This window comes from Brachybacterium sp. GCM10030267, assembly GCF_042666875.1.
Lineage (GTDB): Bacteria > Actinomycetota > Actinomycetes > Actinomycetales > Dermabacteraceae > Brachybacterium.
The window spans coordinates 140,644-157,970 of record NZ_JBHTCX010000017.1; the positions used below are offsets into that span (position 1 = coordinate 140,644).

At 71.3% G+C, this 17,327-nt stretch carries 15 protein-coding genes; 10 read left to right on the forward strand and 5 right to left on the reverse strand.

Annotation, left to right across the window (positions count from 1 at the left end):
- Window positions 1-10 precede the first annotated feature (10 nt).
- From ACFQS2_RS15215 to ACFQS2_RS15255, 9 genes are all read left to right on the forward strand, one after another.
- Window positions 11-913 carry a sugar ABC transporter permease gene (locus tag ACFQS2_RS15215; RefSeq protein WP_053918813.1) on the forward strand — a complete coding sequence of 301 codons (903 nt, stop codon included), beginning with the start codon at window positions 11-13 and terminating at the stop codon, window positions 911-913.
- Window positions 914-926: 13 nt separating this feature from the next.
- Window positions 927-2,954 (forward strand): glycoside hydrolase family 13 protein, encoded by a 2,028-nt coding sequence (locus tag ACFQS2_RS15220; RefSeq protein WP_377794297.1) that lies wholly within the window; start codon window positions 927-929, stop codon window positions 2,952-2,954.
- A gap of 73 nt (window positions 2,955-3,027) precedes the next feature.
- Window positions 3,028-4,728, forward strand: coding sequence for an alpha-amylase family glycosyl hydrolase (locus ACFQS2_RS15225; protein ID WP_377794298.1), 1,701 nt, complete (start codon window positions 3,028-3,030; stop codon window positions 4,726-4,728).
- 132 nt (window positions 4,729-4,860) lie between these two features.
- Complete coding sequence (locus tag ACFQS2_RS15230; RefSeq protein WP_377794299.1) at window positions 4,861-6,120, forward strand: carboxylate--amine ligase; 1,260 nt, start codon at window positions 4,861-4,863, stop codon at window positions 6,118-6,120.
- A 22-nt stretch (window positions 6,121-6,142) separates the two neighbouring features.
- The gene (locus tag ACFQS2_RS15235; RefSeq protein WP_377794300.1) at window positions 6,143-7,417 is read left to right on the forward strand and encodes a carboxylate--amine ligase; all 1,275 of its coding nucleotides are present in this window, start codon (window positions 6,143-6,145) and stop codon (window positions 7,415-7,417) included.
- Between the two features lie 118 nt (window positions 7,418-7,535).
- Window positions 7,536-8,018: a YbhB/YbcL family Raf kinase inhibitor-like protein gene (locus tag ACFQS2_RS15240; protein ID WP_377794301.1), complete on the forward strand. Its 483-nt coding sequence runs from the start codon at window positions 7,536-7,538 to the stop codon at window positions 8,016-8,018.
- Window positions 8,019-8,210: 192 nt separating this feature from the next.
- Window positions 8,211-9,536 (forward strand): glycosyltransferase, encoded by a 1,326-nt coding sequence (locus ACFQS2_RS15245; protein WP_377794302.1) that lies wholly within the window; start codon window positions 8,211-8,213, stop codon window positions 9,534-9,536.
- Window positions 9,533-10,297, forward strand: coding sequence for a TVP38/TMEM64 family protein (locus ACFQS2_RS15250; protein ID WP_377794303.1), 765 nt, complete (start codon window positions 9,533-9,535; stop codon window positions 10,295-10,297). The genes ACFQS2_RS15245 and ACFQS2_RS15250 overlap by 4 nt, the downstream gene beginning before the upstream one ends.
- Window positions 10,298-10,316: 19 nt before the next feature.
- Window positions 10,317-11,567: a glycosyltransferase gene (locus ACFQS2_RS15255; protein WP_377019154.1), complete on the forward strand. Its 1,251-nt coding sequence runs from the start codon at window positions 10,317-10,319 to the stop codon at window positions 11,565-11,567.
- Here the strand turns inward: ACFQS2_RS15255 and ACFQS2_RS15260 are convergent.
- The 4 genes from ACFQS2_RS15260 to dnaK form a co-directional block, all read right to left on the reverse strand.
- On the reverse strand, window positions 11,485-11,922 hold the full coding sequence (locus ACFQS2_RS15260; RefSeq protein ID WP_377019153.1) for a heat shock protein transcriptional repressor HspR: 438 nt from the start codon (window positions 11,920-11,922) through the stop codon (window positions 11,485-11,487). The two genes, ACFQS2_RS15255 and ACFQS2_RS15260, sit on opposite strands and share 83 nt — an antisense overlap.
- Window positions 11,923-12,101: 179 nt before the next feature.
- Window positions 12,102-13,148 carry a DnaJ C-terminal domain-containing protein gene (locus ACFQS2_RS15265; protein ID WP_377019152.1) on the reverse strand — a complete coding sequence of 349 codons (1,047 nt, stop codon included), beginning with the start codon at window positions 13,146-13,148 and terminating at the stop codon, window positions 12,102-12,104.
- A gap of 168 nt (window positions 13,149-13,316) precedes the next feature.
- Complete coding sequence (locus ACFQS2_RS15270) at window positions 13,317-14,015, reverse strand: nucleotide exchange factor GrpE (RefSeq protein WP_377019151.1); 699 nt, start codon at window positions 14,013-14,015, stop codon at window positions 13,317-13,319.
- Window positions 14,015-15,889: a molecular chaperone DnaK gene (gene dnaK / locus ACFQS2_RS15275; protein WP_377794304.1), complete on the reverse strand. Its 1,875-nt coding sequence runs from the start codon at window positions 15,887-15,889 to the stop codon at window positions 14,015-14,017. Before dnaK ends, ACFQS2_RS15270 begins: the two co-directional genes overlap by 1 nt.
- A 308-nt stretch (window positions 15,890-16,197) precedes the next feature.
- On the opposite strand from dnaK, the gene ACFQS2_RS15280 reads away from it, so the two are divergent.
- Window positions 16,198-16,554, forward strand: a complete 357-nt coding sequence (locus ACFQS2_RS15280; RefSeq protein WP_377794305.1) for a VOC family protein — start codon at window positions 16,198-16,200, stop codon at window positions 16,552-16,554.
- Window positions 16,555-16,557: 3 nt separating this feature from the next.
- On the opposite strand, the gene ACFQS2_RS15285 is transcribed toward ACFQS2_RS15280, so the two are convergent.
- Window positions 16,558-17,259, reverse strand: a complete 702-nt coding sequence (locus ACFQS2_RS15285) for a DNA alkylation repair protein (protein ID WP_377794306.1) — start codon at window positions 17,257-17,259, stop codon at window positions 16,558-16,560.
- Window positions 17,260-17,327: the final 68 nt, after the last annotated feature.

Here is a 17,327-nt window from a genome sequence, read left to right on the forward strand (position 1 = left end):
CGGCCCGATCATGAGCACGCAGACTTCGCAGCAGACCTCCGTCACCGCGCAGCGGCGGATGCCCTTCGGCCGCTGGATGGCCGAGGTCGGGTGGCGCCACGTCGTCGGCATCCTCGCCGTCGCCTTCGCGGTGTTCCCCATCCTGTTCATCGTCTCCGCCTCGGTGAACCCGCTGGGCACCGTCTCCAGCTCCGGCCTGATCCCCAAGGCCTTCTCCCTGGTGCACTACGAGTCCCTGATCGCGGGCGATCGCGGGCCCTTCCTGCGCTGGTACGCGAACACGGTCATCGTGTGCGGCACCGTCGCCCTGGTGCAGGTGTTCCTCTCCACCCTGGCCGCCTACGCCTTCAGCCGCCTGCGATTCGCCGGTCGCCGCATCGGCCTGCTCTCGCTGCTGCTGGTGATGATGTTCCCGGCGTTCCTGGCGATGATCGCGGTCTACTCGATGGTCTCCGGGCTGGGCAAGGCGATCCCCTTCCTGGGTCTGGACTCGCTGCCGGGCTACATCATCGTGCTGCTGGGCGGCTCGCTCGGCCAGGTGTGGCTGATCAAGGGCTTCTTCGACACCGTGCCCAAGGAGCTGGACGAGGCCGCCATCATCGACGGCTGCTCCCACTGGCAGGTGTTCACCAAGATCCTGCTGCCCACCCTCACCCCGATCCTTGCCACCACCATCCTGCTGGCCCTGGTGGGTGTGCTCTCCGAGTTCCTGCTGGGCTCGATCTTCCTGACCAGCAACGACACCAAGACCCTGGCCGTGGGCCTGTACGGGATGCTCGAGGGCGACCGCTCCAACAACCTGGGCGTCTTCGCCGCCGGCTCGGTGATGATCATGGTGCCGGTGATCATCCTGTACCAGTTCCTGCAGCGCTACATCGTCGGCGGCTCCACCGCCGGCGCCGTGAAGGGCTGAACGGACCCTCCCGATGAGCGATTTCCCCTCCCCCGCCCCGCAGCCGGTCGATCCCGCGATCGAGCCCAGCGGCGTGCCCCTGACCGAGCAGCCCCACCACGACTCCGGCCCGTCCTTCGTGCCGGGTCCGCGGGCGGGCCTCGGCCAGGAGGCCACGCTGCGGGTCTGGGTGCCTGCCGCCTATCCGGCCCGCACCCTGGCCCTGCGGTCCGTGGTGGACGGGGAGATCCTCACCGGGGACCTCACCCCGCGTCCCGCGTCCGACGGCACCGGCACCTGGTGGGAAGCGACCCTGACCGTCGCGAACCCGGTCGTGCCCTACCGCGTCGCCGTGCTCGCCGAGCCCGGTGCCCGCACCGCCTCCGGCGCCCCGGTCCCCACCTACGCCTGGCTCACCGCCGCCGGCCTGGTGCCCTGGGACGTCTCCGACGCCACCGACTTCCGCCTGGTCGCGCACGAGCCGGCCCCGGACTGGGTGGACGACGCGATCGTCTACCAGGTCTTCCCCGACCGCTTCGCCCGCAGCTCCCGCATCCCCGAGGACGCCGAGGGCCGCCCCGTCCCGGAGGACCTGCCCGCCTGGGCGGTGCCGATGCGCTGGGACGAGGAGCCCGCGGTGCGCGGCGACCTCACCGGCGCCCAGTACTACGGCGGCGACCTCGACGGGATCATCGAGCGCCTGGACCACATCGCCTCCCTCGGCGCTGACACCGTCTACCTCACCCCGATCTTCCCCGCCGGCTCCGTGCACCGCTACGACGCCTCCACCTTCGAGGCGGTCGATCCGCTGCTCGGCGGCGAGGAGGCCCTGGTGCGGCTCTCGAAGGCGCTGCACGCGCGCGGTATGCGCCTGGTGCTGGACCTGACCACCAACCACACCGGGGACACCCACGAGTGGTTCCGCGCCGCCCAGGCCGATGCCGGGAGCGAAGAGGCCGGGTACTACCTGTTCACCGAGCACCCGGACCGCTACGTGAGCTGGCTGGACGTGCCGAGCCTGCCCAAGCTCGACCAGCGCAGCGCCGCCCTGCGCGCCCGCCTCACACGCGGCGAGGGCTCCGTGACCGCGCGATTCCTCGACGAGCCCGTGCTCGCCGACGGCTGGCGCATCGACGTGGCCAACATGACCGGCCGCCACGGTGCTGTGGACCTCACCCGCGAGGTGGCCCGCGAGATGCGCGGCACCCTGCGCCGAGTCCGCGCCCGCACCGGCCGGGACACCTGGCTGGTCGCCGAGCACGGCCACGACGCCACCGGGGACCTCGACGGCGACGGCTGGCACGGCACTATGAACTACACCGGCTTCACCCGGCCCCTGTGGGCCTGGCTGGCCGAGCCCGGCAGCGCCCTGAACTGGCTGGGACTGCCCATGACGACGCCGCGGCTGCCCGGCGGTGCCGTCTCCCGCAGCCTGCGCGACTACAACGCGCAGATGCCCTGGCCCTCCCGACTCCACTCCCAGAACCAGCTCTCCAGCCACGACACGCCCCGCACCCGCACCGTGGTCGGCGAGCGCGGCCGCCAGCTCACCGCCGTCGCCGCCCTGGCGGCCCTTCCCGGGGTGCCCACCGTCTTCGCCGGGGACGAGCTCGGCGCCGAGGGCCTCACCGGGGAGCACGCCCGCACCCCGATGCCCTGGGCCGCCATCGACGCCCTCGCCGAGCAGGCGGGTGATCCCGGGGACGCCGATCTTCCGGTCGATGCCGAGGTGCTGGAGGCCACCCGCACCCTGCTGGGCCTGCGCCGCGAGCACCCGGCCCTGCGCCGCGGCGGCCTGCGCTGGCTGCACACCGGGGACGACGCCCTTGTGCTCGTGCGCACCCACCCGGACGGCGACATCATCGTGCACCTGGCCCGGGACGCCCACGATCCCGTCGCTCTGGACCTGCGGTCCCTGCCCGGCGTGACCGGTGCCCATCCCCTGGCGGCCGTCGGCGGCGCCACCGCCGCCGCGGACGGACCGCTGCTGCACCTGCAGGCCACCGCGGCCGGCGCCACCGTGCTGGCTGCTGAAACGACCACGGAACCGACCTCTGTCTGAGACTCCACGAATCCTCCGGGCCGGCACTCCCCGTCGGCCCGGCGCCCCGCACCGCCCCCATCGGAAGGACACCATGACCACCACCTCCTCGCCCGCCCCCGCGACCGCGCAGCCGGAGGCCGGCGCCCCCGAATGGTGGCGCGACGCCGTGGTCTACCAGGTGTATCCCCGCTCCTTCGCCGATGCGGACGGCGACGGCATGGGCGACCTGCCCGGCGTCACCTCCCGCCTGCCCTACCTGCGCGAGCTCGGCGTGGACGCCCTCTGGCTCTCGCCCTTCTACACCTCCCCGCAGCGCGACGGCGGCTACGACGTGGCCGACTACTGCGACGTGGACCCGCGCTTCGGCTCCCTCGCCGATGCCGACGAGCTCATCGCCTCCGCCCATGCGATGGGCCTGAAGGTGATCGTGGACATCGTCCCCAACCACTCCTCGAGCGAGCACGAGCTGTTCCAACAGGCACTGGCGGCCGGGCCCGGCTCCCCCGAGCGGGACATGTACGTGTTCGCCGACGGCCGGGGTGAGCACGGCGAGCTGCCGCCGAACAACTGGACCTCGATCTTCCACGGAGAGGCCTGGACCCGCGTCACCGAGGCGGACGGCACGCCCGGGCAGTGGTACCTGCACATCTTCGACACCTCCCAGCCGGACTGGAACTGGCAGAACCCGCACGTGCACGCCCTGTTCCGGGATGTGCTGCGGTTCTGGCTGGATCGCGGGGCCGACGGGTTCCGCGTGGACGTCGCCCACGGGATGGTCAAGCCCGAGGGGCTGCCGGACGCCGCCGTCAACGCCGAGGGGCTGCTGGACATCCCCGAGGGCGAGGTGCCGATCTACTTCGACAACGACGGGGTGCTGGAGATCTACCGCGAGTGGCGGCCGATCCTGGACTCCTACGAGGGCGAGCGGATGATGGTGCTGGAGGCCTGGATCCCCGAGCACCGGCTGCCGCTGTACATCGGCCCCGAGGAGGCGCACCAGTCCTTCAACTTCGGGTTCCTCCAGGCCACCTGGGGCGTGGAGACGATGCGGGCGGCGATCGAGAAGCCGCTGGCCCTGGCCGATGCCGTGGGCGCGCCCACCACCTGGGTGCTGTCCAACCACGACGTGATCCGGCACGCCACCCGCTACGGCTTCCCGCCCGGCTACCGCTTCGGCGAGGGGCTGGGCCGCGAGGAGACGCCGGACGCGGCGCTGGGCCTGGCCCGCGCCCGCGCGGCGACGCTGCTGATGCTGTCCCTGCCAGGCGCCGCCTACCTGTACCAGGGCGAGGAGCTGGGCCTGCCGGAGGTCGCGGAGATCCCCGACGCGCTGCGCGAGGACCCCGCCCATCTTCGGGCCGGGGTGCCCGGCCGTGACGGCTGCCGCGTGCCGCTGCCCTGGCGGGCGGACGCCCCGGCGCACGGCTTCTCCCCCACCGGCGAGAGCTGGCTGCCGCAGCCGGAGGAGTTCGGGGCGCTGGCGGCGGATGCGCAGGAGGGCGTGCCCGGGTCGACGCTGGAGATGTACCGCGCCGCGATCGCGCTGCGCAGGGAGCACGGCCTGGGCCGCCCGGACGCCCCGGTGGAGTTCCTCGAGGACCTGCCCGAGGGCCTGCTGGGCCTGGTCCGCGACGAGGTGGTGGTGCTGGTGAACACCTCGGAGCAGGAGCTGCCCCTGCCCGACGGACCGGACGGCCTCGACCTCGCGGACGCGGAGGTGCTGGTCGGCTCCGCCGAGCCCGTGCCCGGCCGGCTCCCGGCCGACGCCGCCGTGTGGCTGCGTCGGCGCTGAGCCGCCGCTGCGCCGGGGAGGAGCAGCACTGACGCCGCCGGCTGGTCGCTGGTGAGTCGCGGTGCTCACGTCCGGCCGCGCAGGGCCCGTCCCTGCGCGGCGGGAGCCCGCCTCCCCGCTAGGATCGCGCTCATGCGCTCGCCCTCCGCCCCGGTCGACCCCGGGTTCGACGTCGTCGTGCTCGGGGCCGGCCTGAACTCCCTGAACCTCACGATCGCCTTCCACGCCCAGTACGGGATGCGCTGCACCACCGTGGTGCGCACCCCGGTGGCGATGAACGAGCGCACGGTCACGACGGACCTCGTCACCCTCGGCGCCGACGCGAGCGACGAGGACCTGCGCGATGCGCTGATCGACCTGGCCGCCCAGCGCCCCGCCGGCCGGCCGGCGCTGCTGCTGACCAACGCGGACTCCCTCATCGAGCTGATCGATCGCTTCCGCGCCGATCTGGAGCCGCACTACCTGCTCGCGCAGGTCGACGCCCTGCTGCTGTCGCGCCTGGCGGACAAGGCCGAGTTCGCGGAGATCTGCGAGGAGCTCGGCATCGACACGGTCCCCACCGTCATCGTCGACTTCTCCCGGGCCGGGGAGCAGAACTGGAACGGGCACGAGGAGCTGCCCTGGTCCTATCCCGTGGTCGGCAAGGCCGCGAACACCGCCGAGTACCACCACGTCGACTTCCCCGGGAAGAAGAAGGTGTTCTTCCTCGAGTCCGCGGAGGAGCAGCAGGCCCTCGTGCGGTCCCTGCGGGAGGCCGGCTTCACCGGGCGCTTCCTGTTCCAGGAGCTGATCGAGGGGGACGACACCGCGCAGCGCTCGATCACCGCCTACCGCTCCAGCCGCGGCAAGGTCACCCTGCTCTGCGCCGCCCAGGTGCTGCTGGGCGAGCACACGCCCGATGCCCTGGGCCGGCCCGCCGCCATGGTCACCGGCGACTTCCCGTCCCTGACCGCCGCCGCGGAGAGGTTCCTCGACGCGGTGGACTACGTCGGCTTCGCGAACTTCGATGTGAAGGTCGACCCGCGCACCGGCCGCGAGTGCTTCTTCGAGATCAACCCGCGCATCGGCCGCAACAACTACTACGTCACCGCAGCCGGGGAATCCGTGGCCCGGCACGTCGTCGAGGATCGCGTCCACGGCCGGGACCTCGAGCAGGTCGTGGTCACCGACACCGTTGTGTACTCGATCCTGCCGGTGCGCCTGGTGCTGCGCTACCTGCGCGATCCCGCACTGCGGGACCGGATCCGCCGCGTGGCGCGCACCTCCCTGCGCAACCCCTTCCGGTACGGTCCTGAAGGTCTGTGGATGCGCGCCTACTCCGTGCTCTCGGGCCTGAACTTCGTGCGCAAGTTCCGCGCCGTGTACCCGCGGCCCACCGACACCGGATTCTGATCCTGGGAAGGACCCCGCCCCGATGCCCGACACCCCCGCCCGCCCCTTCGCCGTCGATCCCGCACCCGGGATCGACCTGGTGCTGCTGGGCGGTGACATCGGCATCTACGCGCTGGCCCGCGCCTTCCACGAGGAGTACGGGATCCGGGCCACCGTGGTGACCCGCAAGGTCGTGGGCCCCGTCGCGGATTCCTCCATCCTGGAGACCGTCGAGGTCGGGATGTCCGCGAGCGAGGACGAGCTGATCCGGGCCCTGCTCGAGGTCGGGTCCGGCAAGGCCTCCGGGCCGGCCGGGCACCGCCCGATCCTGCTGGCCAATGCCGACTTCCTGGTCTCGTTGCTGGCCGCCCACCGCGACCGCCTGAGCCAGTACTTCCATCTCCCCCTGCTCGCTGACGACGTGCTGGCCACGGTGGCCGACAAGGCGGCCTTCAGCGAGGTCTGCGAGCAGATCGGGGTGCCCACGCCGCGCACCGTCGTGCTCGATTTCGCCGGCGGCTCCACCCCGGAGGTTCCCGAGCTCGATCTCGGCTGGCCCGTGGTCGCCAAGGCCTCCCGCTCCTCGGCGTACAACGCGGTCTCCTTCCCGGGCAAGCGCAAGGTCTTCGAGCTCCACGACCGCGCCCAGCTCCTCGACCTGGTCGGCCGGCTCAGCGCCGCCGGGTACACCGACCGCTTCGTGGTCCAGGAGATGATCCCGGGCGATGACACGTCCATGCTGTCGGTGACCGCGTACGTCGACACCCGCGGGAAGGTGACGCTGCTGGGTGGGGCGCAGGTGCTGCTGGAGGAGCACACACCCATCGCCCAGGGGAACCCGGCGGCGATGTACACCACCGACCTGCCCGACGTGCTCGAGCAGTCCGTGCGCTTCCTCGAGCACACCGGCTACCGCGGCTATGCGAACTTCGATGTCAAGATCGATCCGCGCGATGGCATCGCCAAGTTCTTCGAGGTCAATCCCCGCATCGGTCGCAACAACTACTACATGACCGCGGCCGGCGCGAATGTCGCCGTGCCCGTCGTCGCCGATCTGGTCGAGGACCGCGAGGCGGAGCGGATGGTCCCGCAGCAGGAGATCCTCTACTCGATCGTGCCCTGGATGCTGCTGCGCCGGTACATCATCGATCCGGACCTGCGCGCGCGGGTGCGGGAGATCGGTCGGCGCTGCACCGTCCACCCGCTGTCCTACGGCCCGGAGGGCCCGCGGCGCCGCGCCTACGTCCTCGCCGCCCAGGCGAACCAGGTCAAGAAGTTCCTCCAGCACTACCCGCGACCGTCGGCCGACGGATTCTGAGCCGGACGCCCCCACCGACGGCGGCGCGGGCAGAGCGGTCGGCCGAGCGGTCGGCCGAGCGGTAGGCCGGGCCGCCGGCCGGTCGACAGCGCGGCCGCACCTGCTTACGCTGGCAGGCATGAGCGAGAACACCTTCACCGTGACCTCGAACGCGACCCCGGACGGCACCGAGGTGGCTCCCCAGCAGCTGGTGGAGAACCTCGGCGGGCAGAACCTCTCTCCCGACCTGACCTGGTCGGGCGCCCCCGAGGGGACCCGCTCGTTCGCGGTGACGCTGTTCGACCCGGACGCCCCCACCGGTTCCGGCTTCTGGCACTGGATCGCGTGGGACATCCCTGCCACCACGACCTCGCTGCCCCTCGGCGTCCCCCGCGAGGAGCCCTCCCTGCAGCAGGGCGTCAACGACTTCGGCAACCGCGGGTACGACGGTCCCGAGCCGCCCGCCGGACCGCCGCACCGCTACACCTTCACGGTCCACGCCCTGCCGGTCGAGACGCTGGGTGTGGACCCCGACGGCCCGCACATCAGGGCCCGGTTCGCGATCTTCAGCCAGCAGCTGGCCTCCACCTCGCTCACCGCGCATTACCAGGTTACGAACTGACGCACCAGGGGGAAACACTCCGCGACGGCTCGGGCGTGCCCCGTCGTGGTCGAAGATCGCCGCCCGTAGGCTCGAACCATGAGGTCGAGGACATCCCACGGTGAGTGGACGAGGCAGATATCAGACCGGAGTCTGACCCCGTTCATCCGCTCGACGGACGACGGAGACGCCTCCGAGTGCGAAGGTCGAGGGGTGAACGTGATCCAGATGCGCCCCGCCGACCGGGCGGCCACCGCCCGGACCGCCGCCGAGCGGACCGGGGGCGAGCGCCGCGGCGGCGAGCGTGCCGGCGGTGAACGCACCGGCGGCGAGCAGCGACCGCTGCGGGTGCTGCTGACCACCGACTGGTGGGAGCCGGTCGTCAACGGCGTCGTCGCCTCCGTCGCCACTCTGCGCCGGGAACTGATCGCGCTGGGCTGCGACGTCCGCGTCCTCACCCTCTCCCAGGGGATCCGCACCCGCAGCGAGCCCGGCGTCTACCGCATCGGCTCGGTCTCCGCGGCCATGTTCTACGACCGGGCGCGGATCGGCATGCCGGCCAGCCGTCGAGTCCTGCGGGACATTCTGCGCTGGCGGCCGGATGTGATCCATTCCCACTGCGAGTTCTCCACCCATGTGTGGGCCCGCCGGATCGCCCGCACCCTCTCGGTGCCGCTGATCCACACGTACCACACCATCTACGAGGACTACACGCACTACTACTCCCCCAGCCGCACCGTCGGCCGCAAAGTGGTCGCGACCTTCTCGCGGCGCGTGCTCTCGGGCACCGACGCCGTCGTCGTCCCCACCGCCAAGGTCGCCGCGCTGCTGAGCGGGTACGGGGTGCGCCGGCCGGTCCACGTCGTCCCCACGGGGCTGGATCTGGAGCGTTTCCGACCGGCCGCCTCCGAGGCCGAGCGGGCCGACACCGCCGCCCTGCGCTCCCGGCTGGGCATCGGCGCGGACCAGAAGGTGCTGGTCTCGGTGTGCCGCCTGGCCAAGGAGAAGAACCTCGACGAGGTCCTGGACATGGTCGCGGCCGCCGATCGCAGCGACGTGGTCCTGGTGCTGGTGGGCGAGGGCCCCTATCGCGAGGAGCTCGAGGAGCGCGCGCGGCAGCTGGGCATCGCCGATCGCGTCGTGTTCACGGGCGTGGTCGAGCCCGCCGAGGTCCAGCGCTGGTACCGCGTCGGCGACGTGTTCGTCAGCGCCTCCCTGAGCGAGACCCAGGGCCTGACCTTCATCGAAGCCCTCGCCAGCGGCCTGCCGCTCCTGTGCCACCGGGACCCGTCGCTGGCCAGCGTGGTCCTCGACGGCCGCACCGGCCACCAGTACGAGACCGCGGCGGAGTTCACTCAGCACCTCTCGGCACTGCTGGATGACCCGCGCACGCGCCGCGAGATGGCTGCCGCCGCGGTCGACCACGCCGCGGCCACCTTCGGGGCCCGCCGGTTCGGCCGCTCCGTGCTCGAGGTGTATCAGCAGACCCTGCTGCGTCACTCCCCGCGCGTCATCACCCGGATGGCGGCCGTGGCATGAGCACCGCGATCCAGTCCGCACCGACCGCCGTGGCCGTCCCCGGCGGGATCTCGCGCGCCGAGCGCTCGACGCTGGAGCTCGCCGGGGAGCCCGGGACCGTCGCGCCACCGCGCATCGGTGACCACGGGGAGCTCGGAGCGCTCGGAGGGTTCGGAACCGGCCCCGCCACCCCGGCCCGTCGGGACCCCGTGCGGATCGCCGCCCGCCTCTCCCCGCTGCTGGGACTCGGGCTCAGCATCGGCTTGATCTGGTGGGGCCTGCAGACGGGCGTGCTGCAGTCACTGGCGAACCTCCAGAGCTTCATCGACTCCCTCGGAGCCTGGGGACCGGTGGCCTTCCTGATCGTCTCCGCCGCCTCGGTGGTGTTCCCGATCGTGCCCGGTGGCCTCCTGGTCATCGCCGGCCCGGTCCTGTTCGGTCCCGTCGAAGGCACCCTGCTGAACTACTTCGCCGTGTGCACCGGGTCTCTCCTGAACTTCCTGATCGCCCGGCACGTCGGCCTCGCGCTCATCGAACGGATCTTCCGCCCGCGGACGGTCGAGAAATTCCTGGGTTGGACGCGCAACGCCCACTTCACCCGCGCCTTCGGCCTCGCGATCGCGCTGCCGATCGCGCCGGACGATCTGCTGTGCTACATCGCCGGGACCACCCGGATGCGGTGGCGCACCTACGCGGCGATCATCCTGCTGTGCAAGCCGTGGGCCCTGATCGCGTACGGGCTCGGCGTCAGCGCCATCCTGCTCCGCGTCCTGCCCTGGTGAACGGAGGAGAGTCATGCTCATGAGGACCCGCGCCGTCAGGCGCCCCCGCCGGCCCTGGGACCCGGCCGTGCACTGGCTGGACCATGTCGTCCACACCCTCCTGCCCGGGCGGCACCCGCGCCGCAACGTGCGCACCCACGAGCCGCTGCGCGTGCTCATGCCGCACGGCATGGCCGGGCTCGCCCGCGAATCCGGGATCGGAGCGGCGATCCGGCATCAGGAGTCCGTGGTGCGCGCGCTCGGGCACAAGGTGGTCACCAATCCGCTGCTCCCCTTCGATGTCGTCCACCTCAACACCCCGTTCCCGGACACCCCGCTCCTCGCGCGCTGGGCCCGTCTATGGCGCCGGCCCGTGCTGGTGTGGGCGCACTCGACGGAGAACGACTTCCGCGATTCCTTCCCCGGCTCCAACCAGCTCGCGCCGCTGTTCCGGCGGTGGATCTCGCACCTGTACCGCCTCGGGGATGCCGTGGTCACGCCCAGCGAGTACTCCCGGGAGCTGGTCTCGGACCCGAAGTACGGCATCACCAGCAGCATCCATGTGCTCTCCAACGGCGTGGACACCACGTTCTTCCGTCCGGATCCCGAGGCGCGGCCGCGGCTGCGCGAGTCCCTCGGCATCGCCCCGGATGCGAAGGTGGTCATCAGCGTCGGCATGCAGCTGGTGCGCAAGGGGATCCTCGACTGGGTCGAGGTGGCCCGACGGATGCCCGAGGTCACCTTCGTCTGGTACGGCCGCACGGACGAGCGCCTGCTGACGGCCGACGTCGAGCGCGCTCTGGCCACTGCGCCCTCGAACGCCCTGTTCCCCGGCTACCTCCGCCCCGACAAGCTGCGTGAGGCCTACTGCGGCGCGGACGTGTTCTGCTTCCTGACCAAGGAGGAGACCGAGGGGATCGTGCTGTGGGAGGCACTGGCCTGCGGAGTTCCCGCCCTGGTGCGGGCCATCCCGCTGTACCGGGACCGGATGCCCGACGGGGTGCTGACCCACCAGGTCGCCGGCGACGGCCCCGAGTTCCCGGCCGAGGTCGCGCGCAAGCTCACCGATCTGCTGGAGGGGCGGCTCGAGGACCTCACCGAGGCCGGGCGGCTCGCCGCCGAGGACGTCGATCTGCGCTCGGTGGCCCGCCGGCTCGAGGAGATCTACCGGCTGACGGGCGTGCAGCCCCATCGCCGCTCGCGCGGTCTCACTGCCGACGCGAGGGACGCCACAGTACGAGCGCGCCTCCGCCGCGCCGCTGGGGCCTCTCGCCCCGGCGCAGCGCGCTGATCTCCCCGTCGCGGTCGGCCGAGAACACCCGCCGCTGCGCGGGGGTCATCGCGTCGAGAGTCTCCTGGACGCTCTCGAGCTGGTCGGCGAGGTCGTTGACCTCGTCCTGCAGCTCCATGATCCGTTTGATCCCGGCGAGGTTGATGCCCTGGTCCTGGGAGAGTCGCTGGATCTCGCGCAGCTTCGCGACGTCGCGCGCACTGTAGCGCCGGCCCCGCCCGCGGGTGCGCTGCGGGGAGACCAGGCCCAGCCGGTCGTACTGGCGCAGCGTCTGCGGGTGCATCCCGGACAGCTCCGCGGCCACGGAGATCACGAACACGGGTGCGCGCTCGTCGATGCGGTGCGGGCCGGCCATCGGGGATGCTCCTTCCTGCGCCAGTTCTACGCGGGATACCTACGTCGGGCGAGGTCTGCTCTCTGCTCCGTCCTACTCTGCCAGGCCGGGGCCTGCCGCCGGCGGCAGCCGGCGCACGAGGACTCGGTGGCGAGAGGCCGCGCCGGCGGAGCGGCGAGGCCGCCCCGCCGGAGCGGGTGTCAGCGGGCGGCGGCCTCCGCCAGTCCTGCCCGCGGGTCCTCGTCGGCCAGCGCCTCGCGCAGATCCTCGACGGCCCGCTTGGCCTTGCCCTCGACGTGGGTGGGCACCGCGACCTGCACGGTGACCAGCAGATCACCCGTGGTCTTCTTCGTGGTGATGCCCTTGCCGCGCACCCGCAGGGTGCGGCCCGACGGGGTGCCCGGTGGCACCTTGACGCTCACGGAGCCGCCGTCGAGCAGCGGCACCGACAGCGTGGTGCCCAGGACCGCCTCGTCGAAGGAGATCGGGACGGTCAGGCGCAGGTTCGCGCCGTCACTGCTCCAGACGGGATGCTCCTCGACGTCGAGGGTCAGCAGCAGGTCGCCCGCCGGGGCCGAGCCGGGACCGGGGCGTCCCTTGCCGCGCAGCCGGATCTTCTGGCCGTCATGCACGCCGGCCGGGATGCGCGCCGTCACGGTGCGTCCCTCGACGTTCAGGCGGATCTCGGTGCCCAGCGCGGCGTCGCGGAAGCCGATGCGGGTGCGGGCGGAGATGTCGGCCCCCTTCGGCGGGGCGCCGCCTGGTCCACCGGCGCCGCCGAAGCCGCCCGTGGCGCCGAATCCGGCCGGACCGCTGCTGTAGCCACCGCCGGCCTGCCCGCCGAACATGCGCAGGATGTCCTCGAGATCCGGCTCTGCCGCGCCGCCCCGGGCGCCGCGTGCCCCGGCGCCGGAGAAGCCGCCGCCCTGGCCGCCGAACATGGAGGAGAAGACGTCCTCGAAGCCTGCACCGCCGGGGCCGCCCTGGCCCGCGGAGAAGCGCGCGCCGCCGGAACCCATGGCATGGATCGCGTCGTACTGCTGACGCTGCTCGGGATCGTTGAGCACCGAGTAGGCCTCACCGACCTCCTTGAACTTCTCCTCGGCCGTGGGGTCGTCGGGATGACGGTCGGGGTGGAACTTCTTGGCCTTGGCCCGATAGGCCTTCTTGATCTCCTGCGCGCTCGCGTCCTTCGAGACGCCGAGGACCGCGTAGAAGTCCTTGTCGAGCCAGTCCTGTCCGGACATGTGCGTCTCCTTTCGGGAGCGTCAGGGGCTTCCTGGGGTCGGTGGGCGGTGAGTCGGTGGGTGAGAGATATGGGGCCGACGGGACACGCCCGCCGGGGCGGGGAGGGCGGGGCCCTGCCGGCCGGGTGATGGCCGGCAGGGCCCCGCGCCGCCCCTAGGTGCGACCGGTCAGGCCGGGCCGCGGGTGCTCACCCGCGCCGGTCGCAGCACGCGCTCGCCCAGGGCGTAGCCGGGCTGCATGACCTGCGCGATCGTGGTGGTCTCGGCGTCGTCGGCCTGCTCGTGCATCAGCGCCTCGTGGAGGTTCGGATCGAACTCCTCCCCGACGGCGCCGTAGCGCCTCAGACCGTGCGACCCGAGGGTGTCCTCGAGCTTCTGGGCGATCGAGTGGAAGGGGGTGCCCTCGGCGATGTCGCCGTGCTGACGCCCCAGCTCCACATCGTCCAGGACGCCGATCAGCGAGGTCAGGACACGGCCCACGGCCGCCTCCTTGCCCGCCTCGGCGGCGCCCTCGATGCGCCGGCGCGAGTTGACGTACTCCGCCTGCTCGCGCCTGAGCTGCTCGGTCAGCTCGGTGACCTGGCCCTCGAGCTCGGCCACCCGGCCGGCATCTGCCGGGACCCCGCTGCCGGAGTCATCGCCCTCGGCCGCCTGCTCGTAGAGCTTCGCGGCCTCGGCCTCGATCGGGTCGACGGGCTCGGCGCCCTCCGCCGGGTCCTGCTCGTTCCCGGCGGAGGCGGTCTCCGAGGCGCCGGAGTCACGGACGCTGCCGTCCTCCGGGTTCACCTTCCGCTTGTCGTTGAAGGAGAACCGGGGCTCACCCTCGGGGCGCTGCGCGTCGTCGGGAGTGCTCTGGTCCTCGCTCATCACTTCTTCTCCTCGTCCTCGTCCACGACCTCGGCGTCGACCACGTCGTCATCGTCCGACGAGGTCGAACCGCTCTCGGCACCCTCGGCCCCGGCGGCGCCCTCGGCACCCTCCTGCTCGGCCTGGGAGTAGATCGCGGTGCCCACGGCCTGCAGGGCCTCGTTCAGCGCGTCGCGCTTGGACTCGAGGTCCTCGGTGGAGGTGTCCTCGCTGGCGAGGGACTCCTTGGCCGCCTTGATGGCATCCTCGGCCTTGGTGCGATCCGCATCCGGCACCTTGCCCTCGTTGTCCTTGAGGACCTTGTCGCCCTGGTAGACGAGCTGCTCGAGGGTGTTGCGGGCGTCGGCGTTCTTGCGGCGCTCCTCGTCCTCGGCGGCGTGGGCCTCGGCGTCCTTCACCATGCGGTCGATGTCCTCGTCGGACAGGGCGGAGCCGCCGGTGATCTGGATGGACTGCTCGTTGCCGGTGCCGCGGTCCTTCGCGGTCACGTGCACGATGCCGTTGGAGTCGATGTCGAAGGTGACCTCGATCTGCGGGATGCCGCGGGGAGCCGGGGCGATGCCGGTCAGCTCGAAGGTGCCCAGCATCTTGTTGTCCCGGGTGAACTGACGCTCGCCCTGGAACACCTGGATCGCCACGGAGGGCTGGTTGTCCTCCGCGGTGGAGAACACCTCGGACGTCTTGGTCGGGATGGCCGCGTTGCGCTCGATGAGCTTGGTCATCACGCCGCCCTTGGTCTCGATGCCGAGGCTGAGCGGGGTGACGTCCATGAGCAGGACGTCCTTGCGCTCACCCTTGATGACCGCGGCCTGCAGGGCCGCGCCCACGGCGACGACCTCATCGGGGTTGACGCCCTTGTTGGGCTCCTTGCCACCGGTCAGGGACTTCACGACGTCGGTCACAGCCGGCATACGGGTGGAGCCGCCGACCAGGATCACGTGGTCGATCTCGGAGACCGAGATGCCCGCGTCCTTGATGACCTGGTGGAACGGCGCCTTGGTGCGCTCGAGCAGGTCGGAGGTCATGTCCTCGAACTGAGCCCGGGTGAGCTTCTCGTCGAGGTGCAGCGGCCCGTTCTCGGTCATCGAGAGGTACTGCAGCGAGATGTTCGTGGAGGTCGAGGAGGACAGCTCCTTCTTCGCCTGCTCGGCGGCCTCCTTGAGGCGCTGCAGAGCGATGCGGTCCTTGGAGAGGTCCACGCCCTCCTTGTTCTTGACCTGGGAGATCAGCCAGTCGACGATCTTCTGGTCCCAGTCGTCGCCGCCGAGGCGGTTGTCGCCCGCGGTGGCCTGGACCTGGATGGTCGAGCCCTCCTCGTCCTTGCTCACGCCGAGCAGGGAGACGTCGAAGGTGCCGCCGCCGAGGTCGAAGACGAGGATCTGCTCGTCGTCGTTACCCTTCTCGAGGCCGTAGGCCAGGGCCGCGGCGGTGGGCTCGTTGACGATGCGCAGCACGTTGAGGCCGGCGATGGTGCCGGCGTCCTTCGTGGCCTGGCGCTCGGCGTCGCTGAAGTACGCGGGGACCGTGACGACCGCGTCGGTGACGTCCTCGCCCAGGTAGGACTCGGCGTCGCGCTTGAGCTTGCCGAGGATGCGCGCGGAGATCTCCTGCGCGGTGTACTTCTTGTCGTCGATCTCGGTGCTCCAGTCGGTGCCCATGTGGCGCTTGACCGAGGAGATGGTGCGGTCGACGTTGGTCACGGCCTGGCGCTTGGCGACCTCACCGACCAGGACCTCGCCCTGCTTGGAGAAGGCGACGACCGACGGGGTGGTGCGAGCGCCCTCGGCGTTCGCGATCACGGTGGGCTGGCCGCCCTCGAGGACGGAGACGACGGAGTTGGTGGTACCGAGGTCGATTCCGACGACACGGGACATGAGTGCCTGCCTTTCTGCGACGGGAACGCCGCAAACGGGTTCGTGCGATGCCGGCCGCCGTGGGCCGGCGGCAAGCCTTGAGCTGTACGCACTCAAGTAGAGGACCCGTCGCGATCGTTGTCAATCCGGGACGCATCGAACTTGAGTACACCCGACTCAACTACGGGGATGCGCCGCACATTCCCGATCCGGAACGGCGTGACGGAGACCACGTCTTTGGCGTAGGTTCGCGGTACGAGACGATCCGTCGGACGATCCGGCGGGAGCCGATCCGTCGGACGATCCGGCGGGAGCCGAAGGAGGCATAGATGCCCGCGATCCGAGCCCTCACGGCGCTGCTGCCGGCCCCTTCCCGGGCAGCACGGTCGCTCAGCACCGTATTCGGCTGGAGCGTGGAGAGCGACTTCGGGACGTTCGCAGCGCTACAGCTCCCGGGCGACGTCCCTCTGTGGATCAACGCCCCGGCGGACGGCGAGCCCGCAACCGGCAATCTCGTACTGCACCTCACAGCCGACGACGTCGACGAGTCGTTCCGCGAGGCCGTCGCGCGCGGCGCCCGCGCCATCCGGCAGCCACAGGACATGGACTACGGCGAGCGTTCGGCCTCCGTCGCGGTCGACGACGCTCCTGGTCTCGTCTTCGACTTCTCGCGCCCGCTCACGTAGATCTCAGGAGATCGCCTCCCGGCGTCGCATCATCTCGTCGATCCAGGCCGGGGCATAGGGCGATGTGCAGTTCGGGGGCGTGGGGTAGTCCTTGAGCACCTCGAGCCGCTCCCCGATCCGCCGCGCCCGCTCACGCAGCTCCGGCGTGTGGATGCCGATCTGCGCTAGGCAGTGGTTCATGGACCATTGCAGACGATCGGGGGCGTCCTTCATCTCGGCCTCGATGATGTCCAGGAGCCGGGACTGGTCGATTCCGTGCGGGTTATTCACCACCCGGTCGCTAGTCAGCGCCCAGCCGGCGCTGGCGACGACCGGATCCGGGCCCGCCGACCACGCCTGGCGGAGCTCCTCGCGGTGTGGGCTCTTCTTGACGATGTAGTTCACGAGCCAGTCGTGGACCTTGGGAGCGCGAGCCTCACGCAGCATGGTGTCGAGTTCATCGCGGCCGAACTCCTTGGGCCGCGAGATGAGCACGGCGAGCAGTTCGGCAGAGGTCTCGCCGGTCGACCACAGCTCACGGGCAAGATCGGGCTGCGTCTTGAGTCGCTTGGCAAGGGCGCGAAGCGCGGACAGATTCACGCCATGGTCGTCGCCGCGCTTCTCGTTGACGGCCCGAACTCGCGGGTCCTCGAGCGAGGCCAGCTCCTCCAGCACCTCGGCCGCCACCGCGGTCAGGTCGTCGGCATCCTGCTCGCGATCGGCCATGTGCTCGTCCTTCGGTCTCGGAGTTACGCGCAGGATACGTGCAGCCACCGCGAGCGGCGTCGCAGGCG